The sequence below is a fragment of the Spirilliplanes yamanashiensis genome (assembly GCF_016863475.1).
In the GTDB taxonomy this organism is placed as follows: Bacteria; Actinomycetota; Actinomycetes; order Mycobacteriales; family Micromonosporaceae; genus Spirilliplanes; species Spirilliplanes yamanashiensis.
Window position 1 is genome coordinate 172477 of sequence record NZ_BOOY01000005.1, and the last position, 15031, is coordinate 187507.

16 protein-coding genes are annotated in these 15031 nt (G+C 73.4%); 10 read left to right on the forward strand and 6 right to left on the reverse strand.

All coding sequences use genetic code 11. The features are described 5' to 3' along the window. Positions 1-15 precede the first annotated feature (15 nt). Positions 16-249: a DUF7455 domain-containing protein gene (locus Sya03_RS05055; protein WP_203937053.1), complete on the reverse strand. Its 234-nt coding sequence runs from the start codon at positions 247-249 to the stop codon at positions 16-18. 245 nt (positions 250-494) lie between these two features. Further along, positions 495-2099: an RNA polymerase sigma factor gene (locus tag Sya03_RS05060; protein ID WP_275411429.1), complete on the reverse strand. Its 1605-nt coding sequence runs from the start codon at positions 2097-2099 to the stop codon at positions 495-497. 266 nt (positions 2100-2365) lie between these two features. On the opposite strand from Sya03_RS05060, the gene Sya03_RS05065 reads away from it, so the two are divergent. Continuing rightward, complete coding sequence (locus Sya03_RS05065) at positions 2366-3187, forward strand: inositol monophosphatase family protein (protein ID WP_370872094.1); 822 nt, start codon at positions 2366-2368, stop codon at positions 3185-3187. A gap of 4 nt (positions 3188-3191) precedes the next feature. Here the strand turns inward: Sya03_RS05065 and Sya03_RS05070 are convergent, their stop codons facing one another. Next, complete coding sequence (locus tag Sya03_RS05070) at positions 3192-3722, reverse strand: LytR C-terminal domain-containing protein (RefSeq protein WP_203936971.1); 531 nt, start codon at positions 3720-3722, stop codon at positions 3192-3194. 368 nt (positions 3723-4090) lie between these two features. On the opposite strand from Sya03_RS05070, the gene Sya03_RS05075 reads away from it, so the two are divergent. Together Sya03_RS05075 and Sya03_RS05080 are read left to right on the forward strand one after the other, a co-directional pair. Continuing rightward, entirely contained in the window at positions 4091-4387 is a 297-nt protein-coding gene (locus Sya03_RS05075) for a DUF4193 domain-containing protein (RefSeq protein ID WP_203936972.1), read from the forward strand. 117 nt (positions 4388-4504) lie between these two features. After that, on the forward strand, positions 4505-5329 hold the full coding sequence (locus Sya03_RS05080) for a hypothetical protein (RefSeq protein ID WP_203936973.1): 825 nt from the start codon (positions 4505-4507) through the stop codon (positions 5327-5329). Here the strand turns inward: Sya03_RS05080 and Sya03_RS05085 are convergent. Next, a complete protein-coding gene (locus tag Sya03_RS05085) occupies positions 5326-5802 on the reverse strand; it encodes a DUF3093 domain-containing protein (RefSeq protein WP_203936974.1) in 477 nt (158 codons plus the stop codon). The genes Sya03_RS05080 and Sya03_RS05085 overlap by 4 nt on opposite strands. Positions 5803-5863: 61 nt before the next feature. Between Sya03_RS05085 and dut the strand changes: the two genes are divergently transcribed. From dut to Sya03_RS05105, 4 genes are all read left to right on the forward strand, one after another. After that, on the forward strand, positions 5864-6331 hold the full coding sequence (gene dut / locus Sya03_RS05090; RefSeq protein ID WP_203936975.1) for a dUTP diphosphatase: 468 nt from the start codon (positions 5864-5866) through the stop codon (positions 6329-6331). Between the two features lie 4 nt (positions 6332-6335). Beyond that, positions 6336-7022: a DUF3710 domain-containing protein gene (locus Sya03_RS05095; protein WP_203936976.1), complete on the forward strand. Its 687-nt coding sequence runs from the start codon at positions 6336-6338 to the stop codon at positions 7020-7022. A gap of 81 nt (positions 7023-7103) precedes the next feature. After that, positions 7104-7484, forward strand: coding sequence for an OB-fold nucleic acid binding domain-containing protein (locus tag Sya03_RS05100; RefSeq protein WP_203936977.1), 381 nt, complete (start codon positions 7104-7106; stop codon positions 7482-7484). Then, positions 7481-8239, forward strand: a complete 759-nt coding sequence (locus tag Sya03_RS05105; protein WP_370872093.1) for a DUF3159 domain-containing protein — start codon at positions 7481-7483, stop codon at positions 8237-8239. Before Sya03_RS05100 ends, Sya03_RS05105 begins: the two co-directional genes overlap by 4 nt. On the opposite strand, the gene Sya03_RS05110 is transcribed toward Sya03_RS05105, so the two are convergent. After that, the gene (locus Sya03_RS05110; RefSeq protein ID WP_203936978.1) at positions 8236-8910 is read right to left on the reverse strand and encodes a potassium channel family protein; all 675 of its coding nucleotides are present in this window, start codon (positions 8908-8910) and stop codon (positions 8236-8238) included. The genes Sya03_RS05105 and Sya03_RS05110 overlap by 4 nt on opposite strands. Position 8911: 1 nt before the next feature. Next, positions 8912-9577, reverse strand: a complete 666-nt coding sequence (locus Sya03_RS05115) for a potassium channel family protein (protein WP_203936979.1) — start codon at positions 9575-9577, stop codon at positions 8912-8914. Positions 9578-9702: 125 nt separating this feature from the next. Between Sya03_RS05115 and Sya03_RS05120 the strand changes: the two genes are divergently transcribed. The 3 genes from Sya03_RS05120 to dxs all read left to right on the forward strand — a co-directional run bounded on the left by Sya03_RS05120 (position 9703) and on the right by dxs (position 15014). Beyond that, positions 9703-11772: an APC family permease gene (locus Sya03_RS05120; protein ID WP_203936980.1), complete on the forward strand. Its 2070-nt coding sequence runs from the start codon at positions 9703-9705 to the stop codon at positions 11770-11772. Then, positions 11769-13007, forward strand: coding sequence for a class I SAM-dependent RNA methyltransferase (locus tag Sya03_RS05125; RefSeq protein ID WP_203936981.1), 1239 nt, complete (start codon positions 11769-11771; stop codon positions 13005-13007). The genes Sya03_RS05120 and Sya03_RS05125 overlap by 4 nt, the downstream gene beginning before the upstream one ends. A gap of 87 nt (positions 13008-13094) precedes the next feature. Then, positions 13095-15014, forward strand: a complete 1920-nt coding sequence (gene dxs, locus Sya03_RS05130) for a 1-deoxy-D-xylulose-5-phosphate synthase (RefSeq protein WP_203936982.1) — start codon at positions 13095-13097, stop codon at positions 15012-15014. Positions 15015-15031 lie beyond the last annotated feature (17 nt).

The window sequence follows — 15031 nt, forward strand, 5'->3', positions numbered from 1 at the left end:
ATCAGGAGTAGGGCCTCAGTTCGCCATCATGTCGGCGCCGCGCCAGCTGAATTCCGGGTCCGCCGCGAACTGCACGGTGATCTTGACCAGGTCGTCAGCGTACTTGTTGGCGTGGTGGCCGCAGAACACCAGTTCGCTCCCGCCCGCGAGGGTGATGCGGAGCTTGCCGGCCGCGTTGCAGCGGTCGCACCGTTCATCGGCAGCCGGACCGGCCACCGTTCCCGCCGGCGGCGTGAGAGTCGGGTTCATCGCCTTCCTCCTCTGTTCGTCACCGATGAACAAGTTCCTCGGTTGTCGCTCACCCATCGTCCAACACCCTGGCTGGGTGTGGCCTTCCCACTGTGCCCCGGGGGGACCGAGGTCACACGTGGTGGGCTTCAGTGTGCCGTGCCCCAAGGGTGCCACGTCAACGATCTCTTTCGCACATCCGGTTGTCCACCACGCGCACTTGTGCGCCTGGTGTCCATATGGACACGCACCGTTGACGCTTCGGACTAGTCCAGGTAGTCCCTCAGGACCTGCGAGCGCGACGGATGGCGGAGCTTGGACATCGTCTTCGACTCGATCTGCCGGATGCGCTCGCGCGTCACCCCGTAGACCTGGCCGATCTCGTCCAGCGTGCGCGGCTGGCCGTCGGTCAGGCCGAACCGCAGCCGCACCACCCCCGCCTCCCGCTCGGACAGCGTCTGCAGCACCTGCTGGAGCTGGTCCTGCAGCAGCGAGAACGAGACCGCGTCGACCGCGACCACGGCCTCCGAGTCCTCGATGAAATCACCCAGCTGGCTGTCACCCTCGTCGCCGATGGTCTGGTCCAGCGAGATGGGCTCACGCGCGTACTGCTGGATCTCCAGCACCTTCTCCGGCGTGATGTCCATCTCCTTGGCCAGCTCCTCCGGGGTGGGCTCGCGGCCCAGGTCCTGGAGCAGCTCGCGCTGGATGCGGCCGAGCTTGTTGATGACCTCGACCATGTGCACCGGGATGCGGATGGTGCGGGCCTGGTCGGCCATGGCGCGGGTGATGGCCTGGCGGATCCACCAGGTGGCGTACGTGGAGAACTTGTAGCCCTTGGTGTAGTCGAACTTCTCGACGGCGCGGATCAGGCCGAGGTTGCCCTCCTGGATGAGGTCGAGGAACGCCATGCCGCGGCCGGTGTAGCGCTTGGCCAGCGACACCACGAGGCGCAGGTTGGCCTCCAGCAGGTGGTTCTTCGCCCGCTCGCCGTCGCGGCCGATCCAGCGCAGGTCGCGCTCGAGGTTGCGCTCGAGCGACTCCTCGCCCTCGTCGGCGGCGCGCAGCCGCTCCGCCGCGTACAGGCCGGCCTCGATCCGCTTTGCGAGCTCGACCTCCTGCTCCGCGTTGAGCAGCGGGACCTTGCCGATCTGCTTCAGGTACGCCCGGACGGAGTCGGCCGAGGCGGTCAGCTCGGCGTCGCGGCGCGCCTGCTTGAGCGCCTCCGACTCCTCGTCGTCCCACTCGAAGTCGCCGTCCTTGGCCGAGCTGGCCGCGTCGGTGGCGGCGGCGCGCACCAGGGCGGGCGGCTCCTCCACGACGACGTCCTCGATCTCGGCGGCGAGCTCCTCCGGGTCGATCTCCTCGTCCTCGCCGGGGACGGGCTCGCCGTCGGCGGGCTTGGCGGTCGCCTTGGCCGCCTTGGCGGCCTTCGCCGGGCCGGTCGCCGGCGCCGCCTTCTTGGCGGCCGCCTTGGCGGGCGCGCCCTCGGCGGCCGGGGCCGCCTTCTTGGCGGGGGCCTTGCGGGCCGGCGCGGCGGGCGCCTCGTCGCCGTCGGCGAGGGCCGGGGCGGCCTTCTTCGCCGGCGGGCGGGACGCCTTGGCGGTGGTCGCCTTCGAGGCGGGTGTGGCGGCGCGGGCGGCGGCCACCTTCGGCCGCCGGGTGCTCGCCGAGCCGTCGACCACCACGGTGATGCCGGCGTCCACCAGCGCGCGCAGGATCTTCTTGGCCTGGGCGGGAGTCACCTCGGCGGACTCCACGGTCCGCACGACCTCGGCCGACGTGATCTGCCCGCCCGCGCCCTGCGCGTGCGCGATCAGGGCCTCGGTGAGCGTGCGTACGTCGGCGCCGGTCTGGTGGGCTTCTGTCACGAAAGACCTTCCGGAGGCAGGTTGTTGAACACGGCCGTCGCCGACGCAGCGCGCGGCGGCGGGGCTGGCCGGTGTCGGTGTGTGACCCCCGTGTCGCGAACCCGCCCGAGGGGGGAGCTGTCCGTGGCGCGTGGGCAGGCGTGAATTGTAGCGCCGTCGCCGGTCGATCTCGCGACGCAGCACGCCACCGGCTCGTCGCGGGGTCGCCGGGCACCAGCTTATCGGGTGCCGGGAAGATGGTGGAGGCCGAAGGGGGAGTGGTGATCGTGGCATCGAACGCCGTCGGGCCGGCGCCCGGGGAGTTGCTGGCCGTCGCGGTGGAGGTGGCGGACCGCGCGGCGCGGACCGCCCGGCGCATGCGCGCCGAGGCCATCACCGACGTGTCGACCAAGACCACCGACACGGACGTGGTGACCGCCGCCGACCGTGCCGTCGAACGGCAGGTGGTCGAGGAGCTGCGCCGGTTGCGGCCCGGCGACACCGTCCTCGGTGAGGAGTACGGCGGGGCCGCGGCCGGCGACGACGGCGGGGTCCGCTGGATCGTCGACCCGATCGACGGCACCGTCAACTACCTCTACGGCCTGCCGCAGTACGCGGTCTCGCTGGCGGCCGAGGTGGACGGCACCGTGGTGGCCGGCGTCGTGCGCAACGCGGCCACCGGTGCCGAGTGGACGGCCACACTGGGCGGTGGCGCGTTCCGCGAGGGGCGGCGGCTGCGCGGCTCGGCCCGCACCACCCTCGACCAGACGCTGCTGGGCACCGGGTTCGGCTACGACCCGGCCCGCCGCGCCCACCAGGGCGCCGTGCTGGCCCGGCTCCTGCCGCGGGTGCGCGACATCCGGCGCTTCGGCGCGGCCGCGCTCGACCTGTGCATGGCGGCGGAGGGCGCGCTGGACGCGTACTTCGAGAAGGGCCTGAACCCGTGGGACCACGCGGCCGGCGGCCTGGTGGCGCTGGAGGCGGGGCTGGTGGTCTCCGGGCTCGGCGGGGTGCCGGCCGGGCCGGACATGCTGGTGGCGGCGCCGCCGGCGATCTTCGCCGAGCTGCACGACCTGCTGACCGAGGTGGACGCCGCCGGCGGCCCGTGACGGGTTACTGCGCGGCGTCGGCCGGGCAGGCGCCCGGCGGCAGGTCCGGCTGGCCCGACTCGACCAGCGCCTGGTTGACCTCGGTGAGGGTGGCGAGCTGGCGGAACTGGGTGCCGATGACCACGTCGACCAGGTCGTCGGTGCGCTTCGGGTTGTACTGCGTCTCGGCCTCGTTGAGGAAGTACGCGTCCAGCAGGTGCGCCGCGCCGACCGTCTTCGGGCCGAACCGCAGCACCGCGACCTTCTCCACCTGCTTGCGGTCGTTCTGCGGTTTCTGCGCCTGGAAGCCGCGGTTCTTGAAGTCCTCGGAGATCTGGGTGGCCCAGCCGTCGTTCTCGGTGGCGTTGAAGACCTTCATCTTGACCTCCTTCGGCTCCGGCAGCGTCAGGTTGGCCCGGGGCTGACCCTCGGCGCAGGTCTCGCCGGCCACGGCGCCGCGCTGCGTGTCGCGCACGATCGCCACCACGACGAAGATGACGGCGGCCACCGCGAGGACGCCGACGACGACGAGCGCCCGGACGCGCGCAAAGGTCATGGTTCTGGCTCCCGGGTCGTGGCCGCTGGCGCGGGTGAGGCTGGTGAGGTGCTCCGAGCTGAGGTTAGCGTCTCGGGGCCAGCGGCGCGGAAACAGGCGACAGTTCCCGGCGTGCCGACCATGATCGGCGCGGGCGGCCCCCTACCGTGATGTCGCCTCGGTCACATCAGGAACAATGGCGTGCCGTTGCCCGTACCACCGCGAGCCGTCGGCGGTAAGGTGCAGCCGCCTGCCGGGGTGGTTTCTCCGGCGGCCCGGTGCCGGGGGGCGCCGGGGGACGTGGAAAAAGGCAGTGGCAACCGGGAACCGAAACACCGTCGCGAGCGTTGCATCCGCCAAGCGACACATCGAAACAGGAGAGTGAACCGATGGCCACCGACTACGACGCACCGCGTCGCGACGAGGTCGACCTCGGCGAGGACAGTCTCGAGGAGCTCAAGGCCCGCCGGACCGACGCCCAGTCGGGCGCGGTGGACGTCGACGAGATCGAAGTGGCCGAGAGCTTCGAGCTGCCGGGCGCCGACCTGGCCGACGAGGAGCTGACGGTCAAGGTGCTGCCGATGCAGACGGACGAGTTCCGCTGCTCGCGCTGCTTCCTCGTGCACCACCGCAGCCAGCTGGCGACCGAGCGCAACGGCGAACTGATCTGCCGCGAGTGCGCCTGATCCGGCGCTGACGACCGCCGGCGCCGCACCCGTTCACGAGTGCGGCGTCCGGCGGTTGCCTGCTTGACTCGAATGGGTAGAGGACACCCGGACGACGACGAGCCAGGAGGCCGCTGCATGACTCGCCAGGACGACAACATCCCCGAGGTGGCGGACCCGGTCGAGACCGGCGGTGACGACGAGCTCGGCAGGGACGACCTCGGCAGGACGGTCGTGGCGCTCACCGCCGACGACGTCGAGCCCGCCCAGCGGCGCAAGCTGCTCGCCCGCCTGGTGCAGGACGTGCGCGGCCGCAAGGTGGGCCGGCTGTTCAACCCGAAGGCCGCGCTGACCTGGATCGCCGACGCCGTCGCCGACATCGCGCCGCACGTGCCGGTCCGCGACCTGGCGACGCTTCGCGCGCACTTCCCCGGCCTGGAGGACGAGGCGCTCGCCGACCGGCTGGTCCGCAACGCCGCGAACGCCACGGCCGGTGTGGGCGCCGCCGGCGGCGGGGTGGCGGCCGTGCAGTGGACGGTCGTGCCGACCCTGCTGTCCGCGCCCGTGCTGCTGGCCGCCGAGACGGTGGCCGTGGTGGCGATCGAGCTGAAACTGATCGGCGAGCTGCAGGCCGTGTACGGCCGCCCGGTGACCGGCACCCGCGCCGAGCGCGCCGCCGGGCTGGTGCAGGCGTGGGCGAACCGGCGCGGGGTCAACCCGTTCCTGCCGGGCGCCGGCGTGGGCACGGTGCTCGGCACCGCCGCCCGCAAGGAGCTGCGCGAGATGCTGCTCAAGCGGCTCGGCCGCAACCTGACGACGCTGGGCCCGATGCTGACGGGCGCCGCCGTGGCGGGCTACCTCAACCGGCGGGCGACCGTGACGATCGCCGACGCCGTCCGCGAGGACCTGCGCCGGGCCGTGATCGAGGGCTCGACGGTGCCGCCGAAGCAGCTCGGCTCCTAGGCGGTCCCGCCGCGGGCGGCCTCGATCGCCGCCGCCAGCTCCAGCGGGTGCCGGGTGCTCACCACCCAGTACGGGGTGGGGTCGGCCGGGTCGTCCAGCAGCACCTGCACCGCGCCGCGCACCCAGGGGCGCTGCACCACGAACGCCAGCGGGTGCGCGGCCACGCCCAGGATCTCCCGCTTGCCCTCGGCGTCGAGCGCCACCACGCCCGAGACGAAGCGCAGCGGCAGCCGGGCGTCGTCGACGAGCAGCTCGCCGTCCTCGACGGCCACCCGGATGCGGCCCAGGCGCACCAGCAGCACCACCGTGGCGGGCAGCAGCAGGGCGAACGGCAGCCACGCCTGCACCCCGCCCGCGCCCAGCCAGATCTCGGTGGCCAGGGCGGCCGCGCCGGCCAGACCGGCGGGCCACATCCACCACGGGACGGTCAGGCGCTCGGCGTGGTCGGCGCGCACGGTGGGGGACACGCGCACAGGGTACGGCGCGCCGGACCCCGGGCGGCCGGACGGGGCCCGCCGATGTGAGGATGGTCGGGTGACCGACGTGGTACCCGTGGCCGTCCAGCGCCTCGACCCCGACCTGCCGCTGCCCGCGTACGCGCACGAGGGCGACGCCGGCGCGGACCTGCTCGCGGCCGAGCCGGTGGAGCTGGCCCCGGGGGAGCGCCGCCTGGTGCGCACCGGGGTCGCGGTGGCGCTGCCGGCCGGCTACGTCGGGCTGGTGCACCCCCGGTCCGGGCTCGCCGCCAAGCTCGGCGTGACCGTGCTCAACGCGCCCGGTACGGTCGACGCCGGTTACCGCGGCGAGATCCTGGTGAACCTCGTCAACCACGACCGCACGGCCACCGTGAGCATCGCCCGCGGCGACCGCATCGCGCAGCTCGTCGTCCAGCGGGTCGAGCGGGCCGCCTTCCACGCCGTGGCCGAGCTGCCGGGCTCGGGGCGCGGCGCGGGCGGGCACGGCTCGACCGGTGGGCACGCTCTCCTCTCAGCGAAGGAATGATCTGTTGATCTTCAAGCGGAAGTCAGGCCGGCACTCGGAGGGCCCCGGCCGCGCCCAGTGGCAGGCCGAGGACGCCGTCGTGCCGGAGCGCGGCCCGTACGACTCCGGGCTGGCCCCCGACGACGACGTCGAGCGGCTCGACGTGGGCGCCCTGCGCATCCCGGCCATCGACGGCGTCGAGGTGCGGGTACAGGCCGACCCGGACGGCACCATCCAGCAGATCGTGCTCGTGCACGACGACAGCGCCCTGCAGCTGGGCGTGTTCGCCGCGCCGAAGTCCGAGGGCATCTGGCGCGAGGTGCGCGAGGAGATCCTCGAGTCGATGGCCGCCGACGGCGTGCAGGCCCGCGAGGCCGAGGGCCCGTACGGCGTGGAGCTGCAGGCCCAGGCCACCACCCCGCAGGGCCCGGTGGCGCTGCGGTTCGTCGGGGTGGACGGTCCGCGCTGGATGGTGCGCGCCGTCTACCAGGGCGCGGCCGCCGTCGACCCGGGCCGCGGCGAGCTGCTCACCCGCTGCCTGGAGGGGCTCATCGTCGAGCGGGGCGGCGACGCCCGGCCGGTGCGGGAGCCGTTGCCGCTGCGGCTGCCGAGGGAGATGGCCGAGCAGGCCGCCCAGCAGCAGGCGCAGCTGCAGGCCCAGCAGGAGGCGCAGCAGAGCCGGCAGCCCGGCGTGAACGGGCGCCAGGCCTGAACGTGGGCCTGTCGGGCGAGCTCGTTCGGCGTACCCTGGCGACGAGAGCCCTCGTCACACAGGGTGAAGGGTGATGCAGCCATGACGACCGACGAACGTTCCTCCTCCTTCCGCCGCTTCCTGCACCGGCTGACCGCTTCGGAGGAGGAGCTGGACGCCCAGCGGCTCCAGCGCGGGGTCACCGAGTGCGGAGCCGTGCCCGCCCAGCAGTGCCGCCGCGGCCAGGTCGTGTCGGTCTCCGGACGGTTACGCACCGTGGCGTACACGCCGCGGACGAACCTGCCGACGCTGGAGGCCGATTTGTACGACGGCAGTGATGTCGTCACTCTGGTGTGGCTGGGCCGGCGACACATCGCGGGCATCGAGCCGGGCCGGCAGCTGACCGCGAAGGGGCGCATCGCGCTCCGGGACGACCGCAAGGTCATCTACAACCCGTTCTACGAGCTGGAGGCGCCCCGGTGACAGCCGGCCCCGACCGCCCCCACGCGGGGGACCGCGTCGCCGAGGAGGTCGTCGAGGAACTCGATCTCCACCCCGTCCGGAAGGACGACGACGGCGACGAGCCGCTCCCGTCGATGTCCGAGATGATCTCGGAGCAGCTCGGCGGCGTGCGGGGCCTCATCGAGACGAGCATCCCGGTGCTCGCGTTCGTGCTGCTCAACGTCATCCTGGGCGACGGGCTCGACCTGCCGAAGCGCACGGCGCTGTACTGGGCGATCGGCGGCGCCGTCGGCTCCGCGGTGCTCATCGGCATCTACCGGCTGGCCCGCCGGCAGTCCGTGCGGCACGCCGTCAACGGCGTCATCGGCATCGCGCTCGGCGCCTACCTGGCCTACCGCTCCGGCGACGCCAAGGACTTCTACCTGCCCGGCATCCTGTTCACGCTGGGGCAGTCGGCCGTGCTGGTGCTGTCGGTGGTGTTCCGCAGGCCGATCATCGGCTACGTGTGGGGCGTGCTGGCCAACAGGGGCCGGCACGACTGGTTCGACAACCCGCGGCTGTTTCGCACCTTCCAGTGGCTCACCCTGGTGTGGGCCGGCTCGCTGTTCGTGCGCGCCGGCATCCAGGGCTGGCTGTACCTGGAGGGCCAGGCGAACGCGATCGGCATCGTGCGCATCCTGATCAGCTGGCCGATCTACGTCGCCACGTTCGCGTTCACGGTGTGGGCGGTGCGCCGGGTGACCCGCGCGCAGGAGGCGGAGCGGGCGGCCGTCTAGGCCCGCGGCTCCGCCGCGCCCAGCACCACCGCGCGCACCGCGTCCTCGACCTCGGACGTGCACACGAAGATCAGCTCGTCGCCGCTCTCCAGCGGGTCGTCCGGCGTCGGCACCAGCACCCGCTTGCCGCGCAGGATGGCCACCAGCGCCGAGTCGCGCGGCAGCGGCACCGAGCGCAGCGGCTCGCCCACGTACGGGGCCGTGGTCGGCAGGGTGATCTCGACCAGGTTGGCCTCGCCCTGCCGGAACGTCATCAGCCGGACCAGGTCGCCGACCGTCACGGCCTCCTCGACCAGGGCGGCCATCAGGCGCGGCTTGCTCACCGCGACGTCGACGCCCCACTGCTCGGTGAAGAGCCACTCGTTCTCGGCGCGGTTGACCCGGGCGACCACCCGCGGCACCGCGAACTCCGTCTTGGCCAGCAGTGACAGCACCAGGTTGGCCTTGTCGTCGCCGGTCGCGGCGACCACCACGTCGCAGTTGGCGACGTCGGCCTCCTCGAGGCTGGACACCTCGCACGCGTCGGCGAGCACCCACTCGGCCTGCGGCACCCGCTCGGGGCGCAGCGCGCGCGGCTGCCGCTCGATGAGCATCACCTGGTGGCCGTTGCCGATGAGCTCCTGGGCGATGGACCGGCCCACGTTGCCGGCCCCGGCGATGGCGACCCGCATGTCAGTGCACCCCTTCCGGCGCGGCGGCCGCGATGGCCAGCACCGACCCGACCGTGTCGTCGGTGACCAGCATGAAGATCTGGTCGCCGTCCTGCAGCACGGTGCCGCCGTCGGGCAGCGAGCCGATGCCGAAGCGCATGAGGTAGGCGGTGCGGGCGCCGGTGGCGTCCTCCAGCGACCGCAGCGCCCGGCCCACCCAGTCGCGGTTGACCGGCACCTCGACGATCGACACCACGCTGGTCGGGTCGCGGAACACCTCGACCGTGCCCTCCGGCACCATGTGCCGCACCATCCGGTCGGCCGCCCAGCGCACCGTCGCCACCGTCGGGATGCCCAGGCGCTCGTACACCAGGGCGCGGCGCTGGTCGTAGATGCGGGCCACGACGCGCGACACGCCGAACGTCTCCCGGGCCAGGCGGGCCGAGATGATGTTGGAGTTGTCGCCGGACGAGACGGCGGCGAACGCGTCCGCCCGCTCGATGCCGGCGGAGCGCATCACCTCGCCGTCGAAGCCGATGCCGGTCACCGTGGTGCCGGTGAACTCCGGGCCCAGGCGGCGGAAGGAGTCGGCGTTCTGGTCGATCACGGCGACCGAGTGGCCGCGCGCCTCCAGCTTGTGCGCCAGCGTCGATCCGAGCCGGCCACACCCCATGATCACGACGTGCACTTCCCCGCGCCTCCTTCGGCCGTACCCGATCAGCCTGCCATGCCCGCGCCCGCCCCGGGGACGCAGGTCACGACCGGACCGGTCCGGCACGCGTCGCCGCGACGGCGGCCGTACAGTGACCCGTTGTGGCCAGTCCCACCTCCCTCGCCAAACGGCTGCTCGTGGGCCGCCCGTTCCGCTCCGACCGGCTCCAGCACACGCTGCTGCCGAAGCGGATCGCGCTGCCCGTCTTCGCCTCCGACGCGCTGTCCAGCGTCGCGTACGCCCCCGACGAGATCCTGCTGACGCTGTCCATCGCCGGCGCCGGCGCCTACTTCTACTCGCCGTGGGTGACCCTCGCCGTCGCGGTCGTCATGGTCACGGTCATCGCCAGCTACCGGCAGACGGTGCACGCCTACCCGTCCGGCGGCGGCGACTACGAGGTGGCCACGGTCAACCTGGGGCCGAAGTTCGGCGTCGGGGTGGCCAGCGCCCTGCTCGTCGACTACGTGCTCACCGTCGCCGTGAGCGTGTCGGCGGGGGTGTCGAACCTCGGCTCGGTGGTGCCGTGGGTGGCCGACAACAAGGTGGGCGTCGCGGTCGCGGCGGTGGTGCTGCTGACCGCGGTCAACCTGCGCGGCCTGCGCGAGTCCGGCACCGCGTTCGCCGTGCCGACCTACGGCTTCATCATCGTGATCGTCAGCATGATCGCCGTGGGCCTGGTGCGGGTGTTCGTGCTCGGCGAGGACCTGCGCGCGCCCAGCGCCGACCTGGCCATCGTGGCCGAGGAGTCGCACCTGACCAGCTTCGCGATGGTGTTCCTGCTGCTGCGGACCTTCTCGTCCGGCTGCGCGGCGCTGACCGGCGTCGAGGCGATCAGCAACGGCGTGCCCGCCTTCAAGGCGCCCAAGAGCAAGAACGCGGCCACCACGCTGCTGCTGCTGGGCGCCACGGCGCTGGTCATGCTCGGCGGCATCATCGCCCTGGCCCGGGCCACCCACCTGCAGTACGTCGAGGACCCCACCATCCAGATCCTGTCGGGCCCGCCGAACTACGTGCAGAAAACCGTCACCACCCAGCTCGGCGAGACCGTGTTCGGCTCCGGCTCGATCATGCTGTACGTGGTCGGCGGCGTCACCGCGCTGATCCTGTTCCTCGCCGCGAACACCGCGTTCAACGGCTTCCCGGTGCTCGGCTCGATCCTCGCCCAGGACCGCTACCTGCCGCGCCAGCTGCACACCCGCGGCGACCGGCTGGCGTTCTCCAACGGCATCCTGTTCCTGGCCGTCGCGGCGGTGGTGCTCATCGTCGGCTTCCAGGCCGAGGTGACCCGGCTGATCCAGCTCTACATCGTGGGCGTCTTCGTGTCGTTCACGCTGTCGCAGGCCGGCATGATCCGGCACTGGAACCGGCTGCTGCGCACCCGCCGTGACCCGGTCGTGCGCCGCCGGATGATCCGCTCCCGGGCCATCAACGCGTTCGGGATGGGCCTGACCGGCGCGGTGCTGCTCGTCGTGCTGGTGACGAAGTTCCTGCTGGGTGCGTGGATCGCGATCGTCGCCATGCTGGTCATCTACGGGCTGATGCTGGCGATCCGCCGGCACTACGACCACGTCGCCGCCGAGCTGCAGCCGACGGAGGAACGGCCGGTGCTGCCGTCGCGCAACCACGCCGTGGTGCTGGTCAGCAAGGTGCACATGCCGACGCTGCGGGCCGTGGCGTACGCCCGGGCCACCCGGCCGGACACGCTGACCGCGGTCACCGTGAACGTCGACGACAAGGACACCCGGGCGATCCAGGCCGAGTGGGAGCGCCGGCAGATCCCGGTGCCGCTGACCGTCGTCGACTCGCCGTACCGGGAGATCACCCGCCCGATCATCGAGTTCGTCAAGAACGTGCGCCGCGGCTCGCCCCGCGACGTGGTCACCGTCTTCGTGCCCGAGTACGTCGTCGGCAAGTGGTGGGAGAACGTGCTGCACAACCAGTCCGCGCTGCGGATCAAGGGCCGCCTGCTGTTCGAGCCGGGCGTGATGGTCACCAGCGTGCCGTGGCAGCTGCAGTCGAGCCGCAGCAAGGACCTGGCCCGCTTCGACCGGGAGCTGACCCGCGCCCCGGCCCGCGGCCCGCGCGCCCGCACCGACGACCCCGCCGCGCCGCCCACGCCCCCGCCCGCCCCGACGCCCCCGCCCGCCGACTCCGTGGACGTGCCCCGATGACCGACCTGGTGGAGGGCGACCGGCTGCCCCTGACGATCGGCGCCGTCGCGCACGGCGGGCACTGCGTCGCGCGCATCGGCGGCCCGCACGGCCAGGTCGTGTTCGTCCGGCACACGCTGCCCGGCGAGGAGGTCGTCGCCGAGATCACCGAGGTGCACCGCGGCTACCTGCGCGCCGACGCGGTCGAGATCACCGTCCCGTCGCCGGACCGGGTCACCCCGCCGTGCCCGTGGGCCGGGCCCGGCCGGTGCGGCGGCTGCGACCTGCAGCACGTCGCCCCGAGCGCCCAGCGGGACTGGAAGACGGCGGTGGTGCGCGAGCAGCTGCGCCGGCTGGCCGGCTGCACCGAGCACGAGCTGGACGCGCTGGGCGTGCGGGTCGAGGCGCTGCCGGGCGGCGAGCTGGGCTGGCGCACCCGCGTGCGGTACACGGTGGACGCCGGCGACCGGGCGGGCCTGCTGAAGCACCGCAGCCACGAGGTGGTCGCGATCGACCGGTGCCGCATCGCCCACCCGGCGATCCAGTCGCTGGACGTGACCGGCCGCGCGTGGCCCGCCTCCGACGCGGTGGCCGCGGTCGCCACGACGGCCGGCGACGTGACCGTGCTGGACTCCGCCCCGGTCGCCGCCGACCTGCTCGACGAGGTCGAGGGCACCCCGCTGACCGGCCCTGAGACGGTCCGCGAGCGGGCCGCCGGGCGGGAGTGGACGATCCCGGCGGCCGGCTTCTGGCAGATCCACCCGGCCGCCCCGGACACCCTCGTCGGCGCGGTGCTCGACCTGCTCGACCCGCAGCCCGGCGAGACGTCCTGGGACCTGTACGGGGGCGCCGGCCTGTTCGCGGCCGCCCTGGCGGGGCGCACGGCCGGCGCGCGGGTCACGCTGGTCGAGTCGGCGCCGGCGGCCGTCGCGGCGGCCCGCGCGAACCTCGCCGACCTGCCGCAGGTGGAGGCGGTCGCGGCCCGCGTCGACTCCGCCCTGCGCCGCCGCCGCGTCACCGGCCCGGTCGACCTGGTCGTGCTCGACCCGCCGCGCACCGGCGCGGGCGCCCCGGTGGTCGAGGGGATCGTCGCGGCGGGCCCCCGGGCGGTCGCCTACGTGGCGTGCGACCCGGCGGCCCTGGCCCGCGACGTGGGCACGTTCCGCGACGCGGGCTGGCGGCTGCGGGCGCTGCGCGCGTACGACTGCTTCCCGATGACCCAGCACGTGGAGTGCGTGGCGCTGCTGACCCGGTAGGGCGGGCGCGTCGATTTGTGAGGGTTCCGTGGAGGTCCGCCGCCGCCGGGGGTGCGCCCGTGCGACACGCCGATAGACTGGCCCCTCATGAGCGACAGTGACCGTACCGGCCTCCTCCCCTCCGTCACGTCGCCTGCCGACCTCAAGCGGCTGACCGCCGAGCAGCTGGGCGTGCTCGCCGCCGAGATCCGCGACTTCCTGGTCGCCAAGGTGTCGCGCACTGGCGGCCACCTCGGCCCCAATCTCGGCGTCGTCGAGCTCACCCTGGCCCTGCACCGGGTCTTCGACTCCCCGCGCGACCGGCTGCTGTTCGACACCGGCCACCAGGCGTACGTGCACAAGATGGTCACCGGCCGCCAGGACGGCTTCGACCTGCTGCGCCGCGGCGGCGGCCTGTCCGGCTACCCGAGCCGCGCCGAGAGCGAGCACGACCTCATCGAGAACTCGCACGCCTCCACCGCCCTGTCGTACGCCGACGGGCTGTCCAAGGCATTCGCGCTGCGCGGCGAGGACCGGCACGTCGTCGCGGTCGTCGGCGACGGCGCCCTCACCGGCGGCATGTGCTGGGAGGCGCTCAACAACATCGCCGGCGCGAAGAACCGCGTGGTCATCGTCGTCAACGACAACGGCCGCTCGTACGCGCCCACCATCGGCGGCCTCGCCGACCACCTGTCGACGCTGCGCCTCAACCCCGGCTACGAAAAGGTCCTCGACCTGGTCAAGGACGCCCTCGGCAGCACGCCGGTGGTCGGCAAGCCGGTCTACGAGGTGCTGCACGCCGTCAAGAAGGGCATCAAGGACGCGGTCAGCCCGCAGCCGATGTTCGAGGACCTGGGCTTCAAGTACGTCGGCCCCGTCGACGGCCACGACGTGCAGGCGGTCGAGTCGGCGCTGCGCCGCGCGAAGGGCTTCAACGGCCCGGTCATCGTGCACGCGGTGACCCGCAAGGGCTACGGCTACCGCCCCGCCGAGGAGGACGAGGCGGACTGCCTGCACGGCCCCGGCGCGTTCGACGCCGAGACGGGCAAGCTGCTCGCCGCGCCCTCGATGAAGTGGACGCACGTCTTCGCCGACGAGCTCACCGCGATCGCCGACGAGCGGCCCGACGTCGTCGGCATCACCGCCGCCATGGCCGAGCCGACCGGCATCGCCACGCTCGCCCGCAAGTACCCCGAGCGGGTCTACGACGTCGGCATCGCCGAGCAGCACGCCGCCACCAGCGCGGCCGGGCTCGCCATGGGCGGCCTGCACCCGGTGGTCGCCGTGTACGCCACGTTCCTCAACCGCGCGTTCGACCAGGTCCTGCTCGACGTGGCGATGCACGACCTGCCGGTGACGTTCGTGCTGGACCGGGCGGGCGTGACCGGCCCGGACGGCCCCAGCCACTACGGCATCTGGGACATGAGCGTGTTCGGCGTGGTGCCCGGGCTGCGCATCGCCGCCCCGCGCGACGCCGCCACCCTGCGCGAGGAGCTGCGCGAGGCCGTCGCGGTGGAGGACGGCCCGACGGTGCTGCGCTTCCCGACCGGCTCCGTCGCCGCCGACATCCCGGCGCTGCGCCGCGTCGGCCCGGTCGACGTGCTGCACGAGACCGACCGCAAGGACGTGCTGCTCGTGGCCGTCGGGGCGTTCGCGCCGATGGCGCTCGACGTCGCCGACCGGCTCACCGGCCAGGGCTACGGCGTCACGGTCGTCGACCCGCGCTGGGTGCGCCCCGTGCCGATCGAGCTGACCGCGCTGGCCCGCGAGCACCGCCTCGTGGTGACGGTCGAGGACGGCGTCCGCGCGGGCGGCGTCGGCGACGCCGTGGCCAAGGCGCTGCGCGACGCCGACGTCGACGTGCCGCTGCGCGACTTCGGCGTGCCGGCCGAGTTCATCCCGCACGGCACCCGCGCCGAGATCCTGGCGTCGGTGGGGCTGACCGCCCAGGACGTGGCCCGGGAGGTCACCGGCACCCTGTCGCGCATCGTCGACGCGGCGCGGCCGCCGTTCGCCGCCCAGGCCTGAATCGACGCGCTTCACCG

Bases quoted from the DNA above. Each gene is read 5' to 3' on its own strand.
- Sya03_RS05100 (WP_203936977.1), top strand. From the start codon at position 7,104: ATGACGACCGACGAACGTTCCTCCTCCTTCCGCCGCTTCCTGCACCGG.
- Sya03_RS05070 (WP_203936971.1), bottom strand. From the start codon at position 3,722: ATGACCTTTGCGCGCGTCCGGGCGCTCGTCGTCGTCGGCGTCCTCGCG.
- Sya03_RS05110 (WP_203936978.1), bottom strand. From the start codon at position 8,910: ATGCGGGTCGCCATCGCCGGGGCCGGCAACGTGGGCCGGTCCATCGCC.
- Sya03_RS05080 (WP_203936973.1), top strand. From the start codon at position 4,505: ATGACTCGCCAGGACGACAACATCCCCGAGGTGGCGGACCCGGTCGAG.
- Sya03_RS05055 (WP_203937053.1), bottom strand. From the start codon at position 249: ATGAACCCGACTCTCACGCCGCCGGCGGGAACGGTGGCCGGTCCGGCT.
- Sya03_RS05075 (WP_203936972.1), top strand. From the start codon at position 4,091: ATGGCCACCGACTACGACGCACCGCGTCGCGACGAGGTCGACCTCGGC.
- dxs (WP_203936982.1), top strand. From the start codon at position 13,095: ATGAGCGACAGTGACCGTACCGGCCTCCTCCCCTCCGTCACGTCGCCT.
- Sya03_RS05125 (WP_203936981.1), top strand. From the start codon at position 11,769: ATGACCGACCTGGTGGAGGGCGACCGGCTGCCCCTGACGATCGGCGCC.